Origin of the sequence: Micromonospora sp. WMMD708, assembly GCF_049315245.1 — a bacterium.
GTDB lineage: Bacteria > Actinomycetota > Actinomycetes > Mycobacteriales > Micromonosporaceae > Micromonospora > Micromonospora wenchangensis.
This window is the reverse complement of record NZ_CP186060.1, coordinates 3,595,116-3,612,057: the sequence shown is the minus strand read 5'-3', so window position 1 is coordinate 3,612,057 and position 16,942 is coordinate 3,595,116. Positions and strand designations below refer to the sequence as shown.

The following is a 16,942-nucleotide window of genomic DNA, read 5'->3' as shown; positions in this document are numbered from 1 at the left end:
TAGCGGCGGAAGGCACGGGGATCGCCCCCATCGGGACGCGATGCCCCGTTTAGACCCCGAAGGGGCGGGAAGCCGGGCCGCGTGGTGAGCGAACGAGGCGGGGTGGAGCCGGTGCGGGCGGCACCGGCCGGGCCGACGGCCCAGGGTGCCGGACTGGCCGGCGACCGGGTCGTCACGGCCGGCAGCACCGCGCGGGTGCTGGTGGCCGCGGCCGCCCGGGCGCTGCGCGGGGTGGACTGCGCCGACCTGGGGCGAGCGCCCTCGTCGTCGCCGTTCACCGTGGCGCGCAACGCCGGCCGGGTGGCGCTCACCGCCGCCCAGGCCGCCGAGGTGGACGGGGAACGGGTGGCTGGGTGGATCGTCGACCAGTACCCCCGGGAGCGGTACCCGGCGGTGGTGCTGGGCGCGCCGCACGCCGCCGCCGTGCACCTGGCCGTGGCGCTCGGGGTGCCCTGGCTGCCCACCGGCTTCGAGATGACCGCCCACTGGACGCACGGCGCGGTGGACCGTCCCGCCGCCGCGCTCGACCAGGGGGCCGCGTTCGCCGCCCGGATCCTCGCCGGCAACCCGGGGCTGCACGTGCGTCAGGTGCACTGCCCGGCGAGCCGGGGCGCGTTGGCCGGTACGGCGATCACCCTGGTGGGCCGCTGGCGGGCGCTGCCGGTGGCGTACGCCCGGTTCCTGGCCGACCGGCTGGCCCACCGGGCGGCGCTGCTGGTGGTCGACGACGTACGCCGCTGGCCGGTGTCCGACTCCGGGCAGGGGCACAGCTTCCAGCTCGGCTGCCCGGCCAGCGGCCTGCGGCCGGTGGACTTCCACCCGGACTCGCCCGCCCTGCGTCAGGTGTTGCGGGCCGCCGGGGCGACCGGGGACGGGTGGGAACCGCCGCCGGTCACCGCCGTCGGGGAGTCCGCCGAACACGGGGTGGAACCCGGGTTCGTCCGGGCGCTGGGGCACTGGGCCGGCGGCCGGGGCCACGAGCTGCGTCAGGTGCGGGTGCCGCACCCGGGGGCGCTCAGCGCGGCCACCGCCGACCTGTACCGGCGGTGGCTGCGCCGGGCCGGTAAGACGGGCGACCGGCTGGTGGTGGAGTGCGGTCGGGTGTTCGATCCGTGGCAGGTGGTGCGGGCGGGGCTGGTGCCGTACTGGTGCGAGAACGCGACCCGGCGCAGCGTCGAGGAGGTGGAGTGGTGGCTCGCCGGCAGCGAGCCGTTCAGTTCGGTGGACGTGCTGCCCGAGTCGCCGGGGCTGCGGTCGCCGGCCGTGGCGGGGCTGCCGCAGTGGCTGGCGGTGGCGGCGTTCGGTCGTCGCCGCCGGGCCCTGGACCGGACCGCCGCCCGGGGTTACCCGGTGGCGTCGGTGGCCACCCGGCGGGCCACCGAGGTGCTACGCGGCCAGCCGTACGACCTGCCGACGCCACCGCCGCTGAGCGTCGGTGACGCGCTGGCCGGGCTCGGCGAGGCGGGCGCGCCACTGGGGCTCACCGTGTCCTGAGCGGCCCCGGTCCCGCGCGCGGCCGGGCCGGTGACGGCCGGCCGGTCGCCCGGAAAGGGGACGCCGGGGGTGTCCGCGCCGCCCGGCCGGACCCGGCAGGCCGAAACATCCTCGCGAACCCGGGGACGCGTGATTGAGTACCTGGGGAGCGGGAAGACCGCCCGCCGCGACGGTCCGCCGCGTGGCGACCGGTCGTCGCCCGCCCGCGTCCGGTGATCCCGGCGCGGCACGTGAAACCCCACTTCCGACCCGGTGCGTGGTGCCACCACGCGCCCGACCGGCCCGATCCGGGCGGGGGACCTTCCTGAGGGAGGCGCGGATGTTCGGACAGACCACCACGACCACACCACCTCCGACCGAGCGGGGCCTGGAGGACCTGGACGCCGCCGCGCTGGCGTACGCCGCGCGGATCGCCGGCCTGCCACCGGAGCGCCGGGGGGAGGCCCGTGAGGACCTGGTCCGGTTCGCCCTGCCGTTCGCCGGCCGGCTGGCCCGCCGCTACCGGGGGCGGGGTGAACCGTTGGAGGACCTGGAACAGGTGGCGCGGCTCGGCCTGGTCAACGCCGTCGACCGGTACGACCCCGAGCGGGGTTCGTTCACCGCGTACGCGGCGATCACCATCGTCGGGGAGATCAAGCGGCACTTCCGCGACCGCACCTGGGGGGTGCACGTGCCCCGCCGGCTGCGGGACCTGATCCTGGAGGTCGGGCAGGCCACGTCGGCGTTGACCAGCGAACTGTCCCGCGCGCCGAGCGTGGCCGAGCTGGCGGCCCGGCTGGAGACGCCCGAGGAGGAGATCCTCGCCGCCCTGGAGTCGGCGGCCGGCTACAGCCCCGCGTCGCTCAACGCGCCGGTCGGCGGGGAGAGCTCCGCCGAGTTCGGTGACCTGGTCGGCGAGTCGGACAACGCGTTGGAGTCGGTGGACGACCGGGTGACGGTCAGCGGGCTGCTGCACCGGCTGCCCTGGCGGGAGCGGCGCATCCTGGCGATGCGTTTCTACGGCAACCAGACCCAGGCGGAGATCGCCGCCCGGTTCGGCATCTCCCAGATGCACGTGTCCCGGCTGCTGTCGCGGGCGTTGACCTGGCTGCGTCAGGCGATGCTCGCCGACACCCCGCCGCCGTGGAGCAACGGCACCGCCGAGGCGGACACCGGCCGGAACCGGATCGCGGTCAGACGCACGCCGGAGCGGACGGTGGTCGAGGTCGGTGGCGAGATCGACCGCGACGGCGCGGAGCAGTTGCGCCGGATGGTGCTGGAGGCGGTCGCCGGGCAGCCCCGCGAGCTGGTGGTGGACCTGGACGGCGCGGGCGGGGTGGACGCCGGTGGCATCGCCGCGCTGGTGGCCGGCCGGGACGCCGCCGTGCGCACCGGGGTGCCGCTGCGGCTGACCCGGGTCCAGCCGGCGGTACGCCGGTCGTTGGCCGCCGCCGGCCTGCCCGCCACCGTGGACGCCTGACCCCGCCTCCCACCGGCGGGTGGACGAACGTCGGGCCGGCACCCACGCGGGGGTGCCGGCCCGACGGCCGTCGCGGGTCAGCGCCGTCCGGGGTCGTCGTCGTCCGTGCCGTGCGGGTGCCGCCACCGCTGCGGGGTGTCGGGGTTCGCGCCGCCGGGGCCGTCGTCCTCGGGGGCGTCGGAGTGCGCGAAGCCGGGGCGGCGGACGTCCTCCGGTTCGGGCACCACCACCGGGCGGGCGCCCGACTGCGGGGCGGGCTGGTACTCCACCGCCTCCCGGGCCCCGTGCGCGCCCTCGGCCGCCGGTGACTCGGGGACGTGCCGCTCGTGGTGCAGCTCGTCGTGCAGCTCCTGCGGCGGGCGGGTGGTGCGTTGCGGCAGGTCCCGGCCGAGGTCGGCGACGAGCGGGCCGTACTTGGCGTCGAAGGCGGGGCGTTCGGAGCGGATCCGGGGCATCCGGTCGAAGTTGCGCAGCGGCGGCGGGCAGGTGGTGGCCCACTCCAGGGAGTTGCCGAACCCCCACGGGTCGTCGACGGTCACCAGTGCGCCGTACCGCCAGGATTTCCAGACGTTGTAGAGGAAGAACAGGGTGGACGCGCCGAGCACGAACGACCCGACCGTGGAGATCATGTTCAGCGTGGTGAAGCCGTCGCCGGGCTGGTAGTCGGCGTACCGGCGGGGCATGCCCTCGTCGCCCAGCCAGTGCTGCACGAGGAAGGTGGCGTGGAAGCCGACGAACATGGTCCAGAAGTGCAGCTTGCCGAGCCGTTCGTCGAGCAGCCGGCCGGTCATCTTGGGGAACCAGAAGTAGACCCCGCCGAACGCGGCGAACACGATCGTGCCGAACAGCACGTAGTGGAAGTGCGCCACCACGAAGTACGAGTCGGTGACGTGGAAGTCCACCGGCGGGCTGGCCAGCAGCACCCCGGTCAGGCCGCCGAGCAGGAAGGTCACCAGGAACCCGATGGCGAACAGCATCGGTGTCTCGAAGGTGAGCTGCCCCTTCCACATGGTGCCGATCCAGTTGAAGAACTTGACCCCCGTGGGCACCGCGATCAGGTAGCTGAGGAAGCTGAAGAACGGCAGCAGCACCTGGCCGGTGGCGAACATGTGGTGCGCCCACACGGTCATCGACAGCACGGTGATCGCGACCGTGGCCAGTACCAGCCCGGTGTAGCCGAAGATCGGCTTGCGGCTGAACACCGGGATGATCTCGGTGATGATGCCGAAGAACGGCAGCGCGACGATGTAGACCTCGGGATGGCCGAAGAACCAGAACAGGTGCTGCCACAGCATCGGCCCGCCGGTGCCCGCGTCGTAGACGTGCGCGTCGAGCAGCCGGTCCGCCCCCAGCGCCAGCAGCGCGGCGGCCAGCAGCGGGAAGACCAGGATCACCAGGACGGCGGTGAGCAGCATGTTCCACGTGAAGATCGGCATCCGGAACATGGTCATCCCGGGCGCGCGCAGGGTCAGCGTGGTGGTGATCAGGTTGACCGCGCCGAGGATGGTGCCCAGACCGGAGACGACCAGGCCGACCACCCACAGGTTCGCCCCGATGCCGGGGGAGTTCGTCGCGTCGCTGAGCGGGTTGTACGCCGTCCAGCCGAAGTCGGCGGCGCCGCCGGGTGTGAGGTACCCGCCGACGACCATGGTCCCGCCGAACAGGTACAGCCAGTACGCGAACGCGTTGAGCCGGGGGAACGCCACGTCCGGGGCACCGATCTGCAACGGGACGATGTAGTTGCCGAAGGCGAACACCAGCGGGGTGGCGAAGAGCAGCAGCATGATCGTGCCGTGCATGGTGAACGCCTGGTTGTACTGCTCGGGGGAGAGGAACTGCATCCCCGGCCGGGCCAGTTCGGCCCGGATGAGCAGGGCCAGCACCCCGCCGATCAGGAAGAACACGAACGACGTGGCCAGGTAGAGCAGCCCGATCTGCTTGGCGTCGGTGGTGCCGAGCAGCCGTAGCAGCTTGTTGCCGGGCAGTGCCGGGCGGACCGGACCGGGAAAGCCGCCGAAGCGGGCCGGGGCGAGGATCGCCGGTCCCCGGTCTCGTGCGGGCTCCGTGGTTACCCGTCTGGGCATGGCTCTCTCACCCCGTCGTGACGACAGAAAGGACGGGCGCGACTACCCGCCCTCCGCCCATGTAACCAGGCGACAGGGGTAATTTCGGTCAATTCGCCGGCAGGAGTGCCCACACCACCTTGCCGTCGGCCAGCGGGGAACTGCCCCAACGCTGCGCCATCTCCCGGATCAGCAGCAGCCCCCGGCCACCCTCGGCGGACAGGTCCGGGCTGGCCGCCAGGGCCGCCGTCCGGCTGCCGTCGGCCACGGCCACCCGCAGGTACGGCTGGTGCAGGGTCAACGTGACCCGCATCGGGGTGCGGGCGTGCCGGACCACGTTGCCGACCAACTCGCTGAGCACCAGCGACGCCGGCTCCACCAGGTGCGGCACGTTCCACCGGGAACACGCGTCGCCGACCAGCTCGCGGGCCCGCCGGCAGGCCCCCGCCACCGGCTCCAACCGGGCCCGCAGCCGGGGCGCGGCGCTCGCCCCGGCCCACCGGGTGGCCTCCGCGCAGTCCTGCCGCACCGGCACCACCCGGCAGGTGGTGGAGGTGGCCAGCCAGGCCGCGGCGTCCGGCGGGGGAGAGCAGAGCACCACCGGCACGGCCGGCCAGTCGGCGGCCTGCCGGGCGGTCGCGGCGAACACCGACAGCGCCAGCCGGTCGGCGACGGTCACTCCGCCCAGGTCGACCACCAGCGCGTCCGGCAGCGTGGTCAGGCAGCGGTCCAGCACGGTGTGCACGGCGCGCATGGTGCCCAGGTCGAGCGCGCCGGCGAGGCGTACGACGGTCACCGGTGACTCGTCGCTGACCTCGCAGGTGATCCGGCTGACCATCGGCCCCTCGATTCCGTTCGTGGTGCTGGGGAGAACCGCCAGGTACCCGGGGCCCGGCGGGACGAAACCGGGACCGTGGGCGGCGTCGCCCACGGTCCCGGTGCCGGGCCGTCCCGGGCCCGGCCGGCTCAGGCGGCCCGCAGCTCGGGCACCCGGGCGGCGGCGCACACCGTCTCGTAGAGGGCGACGTACCGCTGCGCCATCACCGCCGGGGTGAACCGGGCGGCGGCCTCCCGGCGGCACTCGTCGGGGTCGAGCCGCCGCGCCGCCAGCAGCAGCTCACCCAGCTCGTCCTCGTCCTCGGTGAGCAGGCCGGTGCGCCCGTGCGCGACCAGCTCGGGCAGGCAGCCCCGGGCGGTCGCCACCACCGGTGTGCCCAGCGCCAACGACTCGACCACGGCCGTCCCGCCGGGCTCCTCCCAGCGCAGCGGGAACAGCGCCGCCCGTGCCCCGGCCAGCAGGTCGTCGCGTTCCCGACCGGCCACCGTGCCGACCCAGCGGACCAGATCCCCGTCGACGTGCGGGGCGACCTCCTCGTAGAAGAACCGCACGTCCGGGTTCTGCCGGGCCCCGTCGCCCGCCGCCGCCAGGTCCGCCGGCCGGTGGTACGGCCCGACCGGGCCGGCGAGCACCAGCGGCACCCCGGTGCGCCGGGCCAACCGGGCCCCGACGTCCTGCCCCTTGCCCGGGTTGATCCGGCCCAGGATGACCGTGTGGTCGCCCTTCTCCGGCCGGGGCGCCCGGTCGGCGTGCACCGCCAGCGGGGTCGCCAGGTGCACGTGCCCGACCGAGTGCTCCCGCAGCGCCCGGGGCGCGCGGGCCAACTGGGCGGCGGAGACGCCGTTGACCCGTACCCGCGCCCCGCCGTCGAGGGTGCCGTACAACTCGGGATGCTTGGCCAGGTCCCAGTGCAGGGTGTGCAGCACCGGCGGGGCGTCCGGCCCCATCGCCGCCAGGGTGGCCAGCCCGACGGCCTCCACGTGGTCGTGCACCAGGTCGACGTCGTCGCGGCCGTGCAGCTGCCGGACCACCCCGGCCAGGTGCGCCTGGGACACCCCGCACACCTGGTTGTACGGCCGTTGCAACGCCGCGAACTGCCCGTCGGCGAAGACCGAGAACTGCTCGTCCACCGGCAGGGTGCTCGACCCCACCGAGGCGAGCACCACCTTCACCCCGAGCCGGCGCAGCTCCGGCACCAGGGTGGCGACGACGTTCTCGATACCGCCGTAGCCGGGTGGCGGCACGGACAGCCACGGGCCGGCGTTCATCAGCACGGTGAGGCTCATGAGCGGGGGTTCCTCTCGGGACGGATCGGGTCCCGGGCGGGCGTAGCCCCCGCGCGTCGGGTGGCGCAGCCGCGGGCGCGGCGGGCCGTCACGCGGCGACCCGCCGGCGCGGCAACCGGGGCCGCAACTCGGCCAGGGGCGGGCGTTCCTGCACCGAGACGTCGTTGACGACGACCTCCCGGTCGAGATTCGGCAGCGCCTCCGAGCCGCCCCGACGGAACTGGGTGAGCACGGCACCCGGGCTGGTACCCGGGGCGGCCCAACCGCGCCGCTGCAACCGCGCCCAGGCGGTGTGCATGATCTGCGCGGACATCCGGCCCAGGGCCGCGGTGTCCTGGTGCCGGTGCTTGCGCTCGCCCAGGTCGACCTGGGCGAGCGCGTCCAGGCCGACCAGTTCCAGCAGGTCGATCAGCATGGCCGTCTCGACCCCGTAACCGGTGACGAACGGCACCCGCTCCAGCACCTCGCGCCGGCCGGCGTACTCGCCCGCGAGGGGCTGCACGAAACCGGCCAGCTCCGGCCAGAACAGGTTCAACAGCGGCCGGGCCATCAGCTCCGTCACCCGCCCGCCGCCGTCGGTCTCCACGCTGGCCGCGCCGACCAGCGGCCGGTGGTAGAAGCCCTTCACGAACTCCACCGACGGGTCGACCAGCAGCGGCCCGATCAGCCCGGTCACGAAGTGCGGACGGAATTCCCGCAGGTCGGCGTCGACGAACGCGACGACGTCACCCTCGGCGGCGGCCAGACCGGCCCAGAGCGCGTCGCCCTTGCCGGTCAGCCGGGGCAGCCCCCGGGTCATCTCGTCCTGGCCGACCACCTCCGCGCCGGCGGCGCGGGCCACCTGCGCGGTGCGGTCGGTCGACCGCGAGTCGACCACGATCAACTCGTCGACCAGGGGGACGCGGTCCATCAGGTGTTCCCGGATCGTCGAGACGATCGCCCCGACGGTGGCTTCCTCGTTGCGGGCGGGCAGCACCACGCTGACCCGGTTCTCCCCCTTGGCTCTGATCAGCCGTCGCGTGGGCCAGTCCTGCGCCGACGTCGTCCGGTAGGTGGCCCATGCCTCCACGACAGGGGAGACGATCGGTTCTGTGTCCCGCACTGGCAAACCCCCAGATCCATGGCGGAAAACGCAGACTTGGTTTTCCCGTCTCTGCACATTCGTTAACTAGATATTCCCTAACAGCTTGATCACAGCGGCTCCACCGGCCGGTTCCCGGCAGATGAACGCTGTGTTGCGGGGACCGCCGGGGTTTCGCCCCGCCGCGTCGGGGCAGTGCTGTGCGCGGTGGTGGTGACCGCGTCGGGAAGGGCCGAGGGTATGCGTACGTGCCGGGTGGGGCTGGTCGGAGCCGGCGGGGTGGCGCAACGCCACGCCCGCGTGCTGGGGAGTTTCGCCGACGTCGAACTGGTCGGGGTCACCGACGTGACCCGGTCGGCCGCCGCCCGGCTGGCCGACACGCACTCGACCCGGGCCTTCGCCGACGTCGACGATCTGCTGGCCGCCGGCCCCGACGCGGTCTACGTCTGCGTGCCGCCGTTCGCCCACGGGCCGGTGGAGGAGGCCGTCGTCACCGCCGGGGTGCCGATGTTCGTGGAGAAGCCGGTCGCAGTCGACCTGGACACCGCCGAACGGATCGCCGCCCTGGTCGAGCAGCGGCGACTGCTCACCGCCGTCGGGCACCACTGGCGCTACCTGCACGTGGTGGCGCGGGCCCGGGAACTGCTCGTTGACCGTCCGGTGCGGATGGTCAACGGGGCCTGGCTGGACAAGGTGCCCCCGGTGGCCTGGTGGGCGGTGCGGGACCGCTCCGGCGGCCCGGTGGTCGAGCAGGCCGCCCACGTCCTGGACCTGGCCCGGGTGCTGGTCGGCGAGGCCGTCGAGGTCACCGCCTACGGCGACGGCAACCCACCCCCGGTCGACGGCGCCGACATCGACTCGGTGACCGCCGCCACGCTGCGCTTCGCCTCCGGGGCGGTGGGCACCCTCGCCGCCGCCTGCGTGCTCGGCTGGAAGCACCGCGCCGGACTGGAGATCCTCGCCGACGGGCTGGCCCTGTCGCTGACCGAGGACGGCCTGACCGTCCGGGACGCCGACGGGGAACGCCACCTCCCGGCCGACCCCGACGCCGCCCGGGTCGCCGTCGACCGGGCCTTCGTCGACGCCGTCACCGGGGTCGGCGACGACATCCGGGTGCCGTACGCCGAGGCGCTGCGCACCCAACGCCTCGCGGTCGCGCTGGCCCAGAGCGCCCGGACCGGGCGTGGTGTCAGCCTGCCCACCGGCCCGGCCGCGCTCGCCCCGACCACCGACGGCCGGCCCGGCGCGCCCATGGGGGCGGGCGTCGATGCGTGACACGGTGGTGGTGGTCGACGGCCCGGGGCGTGTCGCACTGGCCGAGCAGGACGCCGGTGAGCTGCGCGAGGGCATGATCCGGGTGCGGACCCGCTACAGCGGGGTCTCCGCCGGTACGGAGCTGAGCTTCGTCAAGGGCACCAACCCCCACCTCACCGTCACCTTCGACCCCGCGCTCGGCCTGTTCAGGCCGGGCACCGCCGGCACCCCGTACCCGGTCACCCGGCTCGGCTACATGCAGGTCGCCGAGGTGGTGCAGAGCCGCACCCCGGCGATCGCCGTCGGCACCGTCGGTGCGATGACGTACGGCCACCGCACCGGGTACGTCGCCGACCCGCTCGCCGAACGGTTCGTGCCGCTGCCCGACGACCTCGACCCGATGCTCGGCGTCTACGTCGCACACATGGGCCCGATCTGCGCCAACGGGCTGCTGCACGCCGCCGCCGACCTGTACGGCGCCGACGTACGCACCCTCGGCGACGGGGTGCACGGCCGACGGGTGGCGGTCGTCGGCGGCGGGGTGGTCGCCCTGCTCACCGCCCTGTTCGCCCGCCGGCACGACGCCGCCTCGGTGGTGGTGGTCGACCCGACGCCGCAGCGCCGGCAGGTCGCCGAGGCCCTCGGGCTGCAGACCCTCGACCCGACCGCCGACGACCCGGCGGTGGTGCTCAAGACCCGGTGGAACCACGCCGCCGGGGACCGGGGCGCCGACGTGGTGTTCCAGTGCCGGGGCCGCGACCACGCGCTGCACCTGGCGCTGCGCCTGCTGCGCCCCCAGGGCACGGTGGTCGACCTGGCCTTCTACCCGGGAGGTGCGGACGCCGTGCGGCTCGGCGAGGAGTTCCACCACAACGGGCTGACGCTGCGCTGTGCCCAGATCGGCCGGGTGCCGCGCGGGCTCGCCCCGACCTGGGACCGGGAACGGCTCTCCGCCGAGACGATCGACCTGCTGCGCCGGTACGGCGACCTGGTCCGCGCGCACCTGATCTCGGCCGTGGTCCCGTTCGCGGACGCCCCGGCGCTCTTCACCGACCTGGCCGACCGACGCCGCCACGAACTCCAGGTCGTCCTCACCGCCTGACCATCCCGCCCCCGCCCGGACCTCGCCCCGCCCGCCTCGCCCCGGTGATCAAGAGGTTTACGTCATGGTGGAACGGGATTCTTGACGTAAACCTCTTGATCACTGCGGTGAAGGGGCGGCAGGTGGGGGCGGCCAGGCCAGGAAACGGCGGGTCAGGTCGGTGGGGCGGCCACCGTCGAGTGAGGTCAGGTGCTGTTCCGCCTCGTCCTTCATGGTCGCCAGGAGGGCGAGCAGTTCGGCTCGGTGGTGGGCGTACTCGCTGAGCAGGGCGAGTTTGGCCGGGCCGCAGGGCCAGGGGTGGGCGTCGATCCGGCAGAGCCAGGTCGGCCGCAAGGGGGTGTGCCGGCCCGGCAGCGGGCTGGTCACGAGAACTCCGCAGGTGGTCGGCACGGGGGTGGCGTCGCCCTCCCCGCGCCCTGCCGACGCGGCCGAGGCGCTGCCGGTGCTGCTGGTCCTGCCGGTGCTGGCGGTGCTGGCCGGCATCGGGTCGGGGACGACGGGGTGCCGGCGCGGCGAGTCGCCGGCATCGCGGTCAACCAGCTCAGGCCGTCGCGTCGGAGGTACAACTCGCGGTGTCGGACCGCGTCCCCGGCGGCGTTCAGCTGGTACGCGGTGATCCACACCCATCCGTCGTACGTGTGCTGGTCGACCAGCTCGCGGATGGCTCGTACGGTGATGGGCCTGGTGAACTGGGGTGAGGCGGCGCGGGTCAGGTGCAGCAGGTCGCCCGGCCGGATCGGGCGATGTCTCATCGCGCCGGCCCCCGGTTCCGGCCGGTGCTCCACTGTGCCGGCGGAGCGGCGTTGAACATTCGGCCCGGTCCCCGGTAGGGCGGGATGAACGGGCCGATCGGACCGGGCACGATCGGCGGCGCGGGCGGTGGGGGAGGCGTCGGCGTCGGGTTGCTCGGTTTCGGCGCGGGTTTCGGTCGGTCGTTTTTCGGCACGGTGGCTTCCTGTCCCTCGGCGGTGTGGAGGGTGGGGCCGCCCGCCCTTCTCGAACGGCCCCACCCGACGGGCGCGACCGCTGGTGCGGGACCGGAGCGGCGGCGTCGTCCTGTCGCCCACCTTGCCGAGGGTTGCTAGACAATCACACAGCGTTGTGTTACGTCTTTCGGGCGGTTGCTTTGTTCGGGGAGGAAATGGGCATGAATCATGCATTTGTCAAGGCGATCACCGAGGCGGGCTACACGGCCGAGAGTCTCGCCGGCAAGCTCGGTCTGCATCCGAAGACCGTCGCCCGTTGGGCAAATCCTGGGCACATTCCGCAGAGTCGCCACCGGGCCACCGTCGCAGAACTGCTGGAGCGCGATGTCGATACCCTCTGGCCGGACATCGTCAAGCGGCGCGAGCCGGTCTGGTTCCGGCCCTGGGTCGACATCGAGCGGGAAGCCACCACCTTACGGGCCTTTCAACTTGCCTGGGTGCCCGGCCTGCTCCAGACCGAGGCGTACGCGCGGGCGACGCTGACCGGCGGAACGCTGACGGCCGAGGCGATGGACGAGCTGACCGACGCGCGGCTCGGTCGACAGGCGATCCTGCACCGTGAGCGCAGCCCCCTGCTGGTCGCCGTCCTGGACGAGGGCGTCCTGCGTCGACGGGTCGGTGGCAGTCGGGCGCTGATGGCAGCCCAGCTCGGGCACCTTCTCGCCTGTGCCGAGCTGCCGAACGTGCAGTTGCACGTCGTCCCGGCCGACGCGCCGAGCTATCCGGGGCTCGACGGGCCGTTCGTGATCGCCGACCTGCCGGAGGGGGCGAGAGTGGCGCATGTCGATGGTCCGGCGCAGGCGCAGATTCTGGACAAGCCCTCTGACCTTGTTAACCTTGAGCGGCGGTGGGAGCGTATCCGTGGGGAGGCGCTCCCTCGTGGACGGACCCTGGATCTCCTGAGAGAAGCGGCTGCATCATGGACCTGACCGCTGCGCGGTGGCACAAGAGCACGAAGAGCGGCGGCAACGGCGGCGACTGTGTCGAGGTCGCGGGCAACCTGCCCGGTGTCGTCCTGGTGCGGGACACCAAGGACCGGGACGGCGGGGTGCTCGCGTTCACCCCGGCGGCGTGGCGTGGCTTCGTCGACTTCGCGAGTCGGTGGGAGTCGGCTCGTGCGGCACGGTGACGTGCATCCAGGAAGTTGATCTATAGCGCCCCAGCTCGGTAATTCTGCATCTCCGCGCACGCGGCGGTGATGGCCCGCCGGGCCCGACCGGCGGCGCGATCGCCCGCCTCCCCGCGCCCGCGGGGCTGGCCTAGCTGATCATCGACGACCGTCAGCCTGCGTCCCGGTCGACCAGCTGCCCGCCACCTTCCGGTGGGCCGCCGGCGCACCTCGCTGACCTGCCCGGACGTGCCGACAACCGGACGCCGGGGCCGCGTCGGACAGACCGGGCAGCCGTTCCCGGCCGAATTCGCGTACCGTTGCCGCTCATGGGTGTGTCGCAACGGTTGAAGAGCAGGTTCCGCCGGTTCCTCCAGCGCCCGGGGACGACGGTCGACCTGGCTCCGCTGGAGAAGCTGCTGCCGCGGGTCGCCGCGCGTGAGGAAGAGCTGTCGGCGCTCGACGACGACGCGCTGACCGAGGCCGCCGGTGCCGCCACGGAGTACGTGGACATCTGCGCCGTCGGCCGCGAGGCCGCCCGCCGGGGCCTCGACCAGCGTCCGTACGACGTGCAGCTGCTCGGCGCGATGGCGCTGCTGTCCGGCAAGGTCGCCGAGATGGCCACCGGTGAGGGCAAGACGCTCACCGCCACCGTCGCCGCCTACGGGCACGTCCGGCTGGGCAACGGGCCGGTGCACGTGCTCACCGTCAACGACTACCTGGCCCGCCGGGACGCCGAGTGGATGACGCCGGTCTACCGGCTGCTCGGGCTGACCGTGGGCTGGGTCAACGAGGCGTCCACCCCGGCCGAGCGGCGGGCCGCGTACGGCTGCGACGTCACCTACGTCTCGGTCAGCGAGGCCGGCTTCGACTTCCTGCGCGACCAGCTCGTCACGGACATCGCCGACCGGGTCCAGCCGCCGCTGGCCACCGCCATCGTCGACGAGGCCGACTCGATCCTGATCGACGAGGCCCGGGTGCCGATGGTGCTGGCCGGCTCGACCACCGGCGAGCAGGACCCGGTGCACGCCGCCGCCGCGCTGGTGCGCGGCCTGCGCAAGGGCCGGCACTACACGGTCGCCGAGGACGGCCGCAGCGTCGCCTTCACCAGCGAAGGGCTGGCCGCCGTCGAGGCCAAGCTGGGCGGCATCGACCTGTACGACACCGAACACGTCGGCCAGCTCTCCGCGGTGAACGTGGCGCTGCACGCGCACGCCCTGCTGCACCGCGACGTCGACTACATCGTCCGCGACGGCTCGGTGGAGCTGATCGACGAGATGCGCGGCCGGGTCGCCCAGCGCCGTCGCTGGCCCGACGGCCTGCAGGCCGCCGTGGAGGCGAAGGAGGGGCTGGACGCCACCGCCGAGGGTGAGGTGCTGGGCACCATCGCCGTGCAGGCGTACATCGCCCTCTATCCCAAGCTGTGCGGCATGACGGCGACCGCCGTGCTGGTCGGCGACCAGCTCCGCGAGTTCTTCGGCCTCGAGGTGGCGGTGATCCCGCCGAACACCCCCTGCGTCCGGGAGGACGAGCCGGACCGGATCTACGCGACCCGGGCCGAGAAGGAGGAGGCGCTGATCGACGAGATCCGGCGCTGCCACGAGGCGGGCCGTCCGGTGCTGGTCGGCACCCTCGACGTGCGGGAGTCCGAGGGGCTCGCCGACGGCCTGCGCGCCGCCGGGGTGCCGTGCGTGGTGCTCAACGCCAAGAACGACGACGAGGAGGCGGCGATCATCGCCGAGGCCGGCGCGTACGGCGCGGTGACCGTCTCCACCCAGATGGCCGGCCGGGGCGTGGACATCCGGCTCGGCGGCAGCGAGCAGGTCGACCGGGAGCGGGTGGCCGAACTCGGCGGCCTGTACGTGATCGGCAGCGGCCGGCACGACAGCCGCCGGGTCGACGACCAGCTGCGTGGTCGGGCCGGCCGGCAGGGCGACCCGGGTGGTTCGGTCTTCTTCGTCAGCCTGGAGGACGACCTGGTCGTGCGGCACGCCGGTGACACCGTTCCGGCCTCGCCCCGGATGAACGCCGACGGCCTGGTCACCGACGAGCAGGTCGACTACGCGGTGGAGCACGCCCAGCGGGTCGCCGAAGGCGTCAACCACGAGATCCACCGCAACACCTGGCGCTACAGCGTGGTCATCGAGCAGCAGCGGATCGCCCTGGCCGAGCGTCGGGAGCGGCTGCTCACCTCGGACGTGGCCGCGCTGATGCTGCTCGACCGGATGCCGGAGAAGGCCGGCGAGATGGACGAGGACCTGCTGGCCCGGGTGGCCCGCTCCATCGCGCTCTACCACACCGACCGGCTCTGGGCGGAGCACCTGGCCGAGTTGTCCGAGGTCCGCGAGGGCGTGCACCTGCGGGCGCTGGGTCGGCTCGACCCGCTCGACGAGTTCCACCGGGCGGCGGTGCCGGCGTTCACCAACCTCATCCCCGAGATCGAGACGCGGACCCTGGCGACCTTCGAGGAGACCGAGTTCGCCGAGGACTGGGAGCCGGACGCCGCCAAGCTGGTGCGGCCCAGCGCCACCTGGACGTACCTGGTGCACGACAACCCGTTCGGTTCGGAACTGGACCGGCTGATCGCCTCCGTCGGCCGCCGGCTCGCCGCCGCCCGCTGAGCGGCCCGGGAACCCCTCCGGCGCGAAATGCGCGGGAGGGGTTCCTTTGCGCGGTTTCGATCCGGTTTTACCAGGGTAGTAGCCCGGGGCCCACGACTCGGGAGAGAGATCATCACGATGACACAGGCAACGACGCCGGTGCCGGGCGGCAGGTGTACGACGGAGCCCGCGGGCCGGTGAACCTGGACATGCGGGAGCTGACCATCGACACGCTCGGGGTACTGGAGACGGCCGCCCTGCTGCGGGAGCTGACCGCGGGACTGATCGCGGTCGACAACTTCGACGAGGCACTGACCGAGCTGGTCCGGATCGCCGCGGACGCCGTGCCGGGGGTGCTCTGGTGCGGTTTCACCGCGCTGCGGGCCGGCGAGCCCGCCGGGGCGGCCGCGTCGGACCCCCGGCTGGCCGAGCTGGACGACCTGGGTCGTGGCGCGGAGTCACCCGCGATGGACGCTATCCGCCGTCGCGAGATGATCATCGCGGCGGACCTGACCGTCGAGGACCGGTGGGCGGCCTGGACCGACCGCGCCCACCGGCTCGGCGTGCGCGGGGTGATCTCCGCCCCGGTGGACGTCGACGAGCGGGCCATCGGCTCGATCAACCTGTACGCCGGCCGGCCCGGCACGCTGGGCACCCGGCACCAGCTGACCGCGATGCTGCTCGCCGAGCACGCGGGCCTGCTGCTGGCCGCCGTCCGGGACCGGGCCCGCCGGGCCGAGCGGGACAGCGAACGTGACGGCGCGCTGCTCGGGGAGAACGTCGTCGGGCAGGCCGTCGGGGTGATCATGACCCAGCGGGGCTGCCCGGCGCCCGAGGCCCTCGACGTGCTGCGCAGCGCGGCGTCCTCACTGGACATCCCGCTACGGGAGGTGGCTGAACGGCTGGTCACCACCGTCTCCCGCCCCCGCGAGTCCTGACGACCGTCCGGTTCGTCCGCCCCGCTCACCGACGCCGACGTGACGGCACCGGTGGCGACGCCACTGCGTCGGCGGGTCGGGTCCCGGTACGACCTCGGCCCACGGTGTCGTTTCTCCCCGGACCCGCGAATCACGGCCCGATCGTTTCGTCGTAGCTGCCTGCGGGTAGCACCCTGGACCGGTGAGCTGAGCCGATCCCGGGGAGGAAACGATGGAGAGCCGCCTGAGGGTGCAGGGGCATCCCATCCAACCGATGCTGGTGACGTTCCCGTTCGGGCTCTTCGTCAGTGCCACCGTGTTCGATCTCGCCGACGTGGCGGGCGGCCCGGCGTTCCTCGGCGAGGTCGGCTACTGGACGGCGATCGCCGCGCTGGTGGCCGCCGGGCTCGCCGCCGTCGCCGGCATGATCGACCTGTGGGACGTACGGCCGGGACCGCACCGCCGCACCATGGTCACCTTCAACATGGTCAACGCCGGGATGGCCGCGCTCTTCCTGCTGTCCTGCCTGGTCCGGGCGGACGCCCCGCAGCGCGGTGCGAGCGGGGTGCTGCTGGTGACCGAGTTGGTCGCGCTGCTCGTCGGCGCGGTCGGCGTCGGGTTGGGCACCCGGCTGATGAGGCAGTTCGAGTCCGGCCGCCGCGAGCCCACCGGCTTCGACACCCTCGACGGGGTCCCCTCCGGCTCCACCGTGGAGATCCTCCGTCCCGCCCCCTGACCCGGCCCGGCCGGTTCG

14 protein-coding genes are annotated in these 16,942 nt (G+C 73.6%); 9 read left to right on the top strand and 5 right to left on the bottom strand.

The annotated features are described in order from the left end of the window. The first annotated feature begins 111 nt into the window (after positions 1-111). Together ACN260_RS15995 and ACN260_RS15990 are read left to right on the top strand one after the other, a co-directional pair. Positions 112-1,494 carry a hypothetical protein gene (locus ACN260_RS15995; RefSeq protein ID WP_422756734.1) on the top strand — a complete coding sequence of 461 codons (1,383 nt, stop codon included), beginning with the start codon at positions 112-114 and terminating at the stop codon, positions 1,492-1,494. A gap of 319 nt (positions 1,495-1,813) precedes the next feature. Next, positions 1,814-2,953 carry a SigB/SigF/SigG family RNA polymerase sigma factor gene (locus tag ACN260_RS15990; protein WP_422751870.1) on the top strand — a complete coding sequence of 380 codons (1,140 nt, stop codon included), beginning with the start codon at positions 1,814-1,816 and terminating at the stop codon, positions 2,951-2,953. Positions 2,954-3,030: 77 nt separating this feature from the next. Here the strand turns inward: ACN260_RS15990 and ctaD are convergent, their stop codons facing one another. The 4 genes from ctaD to ACN260_RS15970 all read right to left on the bottom strand — a co-directional run bounded on the left by ctaD (position 3,031) and on the right by ACN260_RS15970 (position 8,209). Further along, entirely contained in the window at positions 3,031-5,037 is a 2,007-nt protein-coding gene (gene ctaD, locus ACN260_RS15985) for a cytochrome c oxidase subunit I (RefSeq protein ID WP_422751869.1), read from the bottom strand. A gap of 88 nt (positions 5,038-5,125) precedes the next feature. Further along, positions 5,126-5,854 carry an ATP-binding protein gene (locus tag ACN260_RS15980; protein WP_422751868.1) on the bottom strand — a complete coding sequence of 243 codons (729 nt, stop codon included), beginning with the start codon at positions 5,852-5,854 and terminating at the stop codon, positions 5,126-5,128. Between the two features lie 128 nt (positions 5,855-5,982). After that, a complete protein-coding gene (locus ACN260_RS15975; protein ID WP_422751867.1) occupies positions 5,983-7,140 on the bottom strand; it encodes a glycosyltransferase in 1,158 nt (385 codons plus the stop codon). Between the two features lie 88 nt (positions 7,141-7,228). Then, a complete protein-coding gene (locus ACN260_RS15970) occupies positions 7,229-8,209 on the bottom strand; it encodes a glucosyl-3-phosphoglycerate synthase (RefSeq protein WP_422756733.1) in 981 nt (326 codons plus the stop codon). A gap of 252 nt (positions 8,210-8,461) precedes the next feature. On the opposite strand from ACN260_RS15970, the gene ACN260_RS15965 reads away from it, so the two are divergent. Continuing rightward, positions 8,462-9,496: a Gfo/Idh/MocA family protein gene (locus ACN260_RS15965; RefSeq protein WP_422751866.1), complete on the top strand. Its 1,035-nt coding sequence runs from the start codon at positions 8,462-8,464 to the stop codon at positions 9,494-9,496. Next, a complete protein-coding gene (locus ACN260_RS15960) occupies positions 9,489-10,577 on the top strand; it encodes a zinc-dependent alcohol dehydrogenase (protein ID WP_422751865.1) in 1,089 nt (362 codons plus the stop codon). The genes ACN260_RS15965 and ACN260_RS15960 overlap by 8 nt, the downstream gene beginning before the upstream one ends. Before the next feature lie 99 nt (positions 10,578-10,676). On the opposite strand, the gene ACN260_RS15955 is transcribed toward ACN260_RS15960, so the two are convergent. Further along, positions 10,677-10,943 carry a hypothetical protein gene (locus ACN260_RS15955; protein ID WP_422751864.1) on the bottom strand — a complete coding sequence of 89 codons (267 nt, stop codon included), beginning with the start codon at positions 10,941-10,943 and terminating at the stop codon, positions 10,677-10,679. 781 nt (positions 10,944-11,724) lie between these two features. Here ACN260_RS15955 and ACN260_RS15950 point away from each other — a divergent pair. The 5 genes from ACN260_RS15950 (at position 11,725) to ACN260_RS15930 (ending at position 16,924) form a co-directional block, all read left to right on the top strand. Beyond that, positions 11,725-12,492, top strand: a complete 768-nt coding sequence (locus ACN260_RS15950) for a DUF5753 domain-containing protein (protein ID WP_422751863.1) — start codon at positions 11,725-11,727, stop codon at positions 12,490-12,492. Then, positions 12,489-12,692 (top strand): DUF397 domain-containing protein, encoded by a 204-nt coding sequence (locus ACN260_RS15945; RefSeq protein ID WP_422756732.1) that lies wholly within the window; start codon positions 12,489-12,491, stop codon positions 12,690-12,692. The genes ACN260_RS15950 and ACN260_RS15945 overlap by 4 nt, the downstream gene beginning before the upstream one ends. 308 nt (positions 12,693-13,000) lie before the next feature. Then, on the top strand, positions 13,001-15,292 hold the full coding sequence (gene secA2, locus ACN260_RS15940; RefSeq protein WP_422751862.1) for an accessory Sec system translocase SecA2: 2,292 nt from the start codon (positions 13,001-13,003) through the stop codon (positions 15,290-15,292). Between the two features lie 176 nt (positions 15,293-15,468). Then, a complete protein-coding gene (locus ACN260_RS15935; protein WP_422751861.1) occupies positions 15,469-16,209 on the top strand; it encodes a GAF and ANTAR domain-containing protein in 741 nt (246 codons plus the stop codon). 211 nt (positions 16,210-16,420) lie between these two features. Next, positions 16,421-16,924 (top strand): DUF2231 domain-containing protein, encoded by a 504-nt coding sequence (locus ACN260_RS15930; protein WP_422751860.1) that lies wholly within the window; start codon positions 16,421-16,423, stop codon positions 16,922-16,924. Positions 16,925-16,942 lie beyond the last annotated feature (18 nt).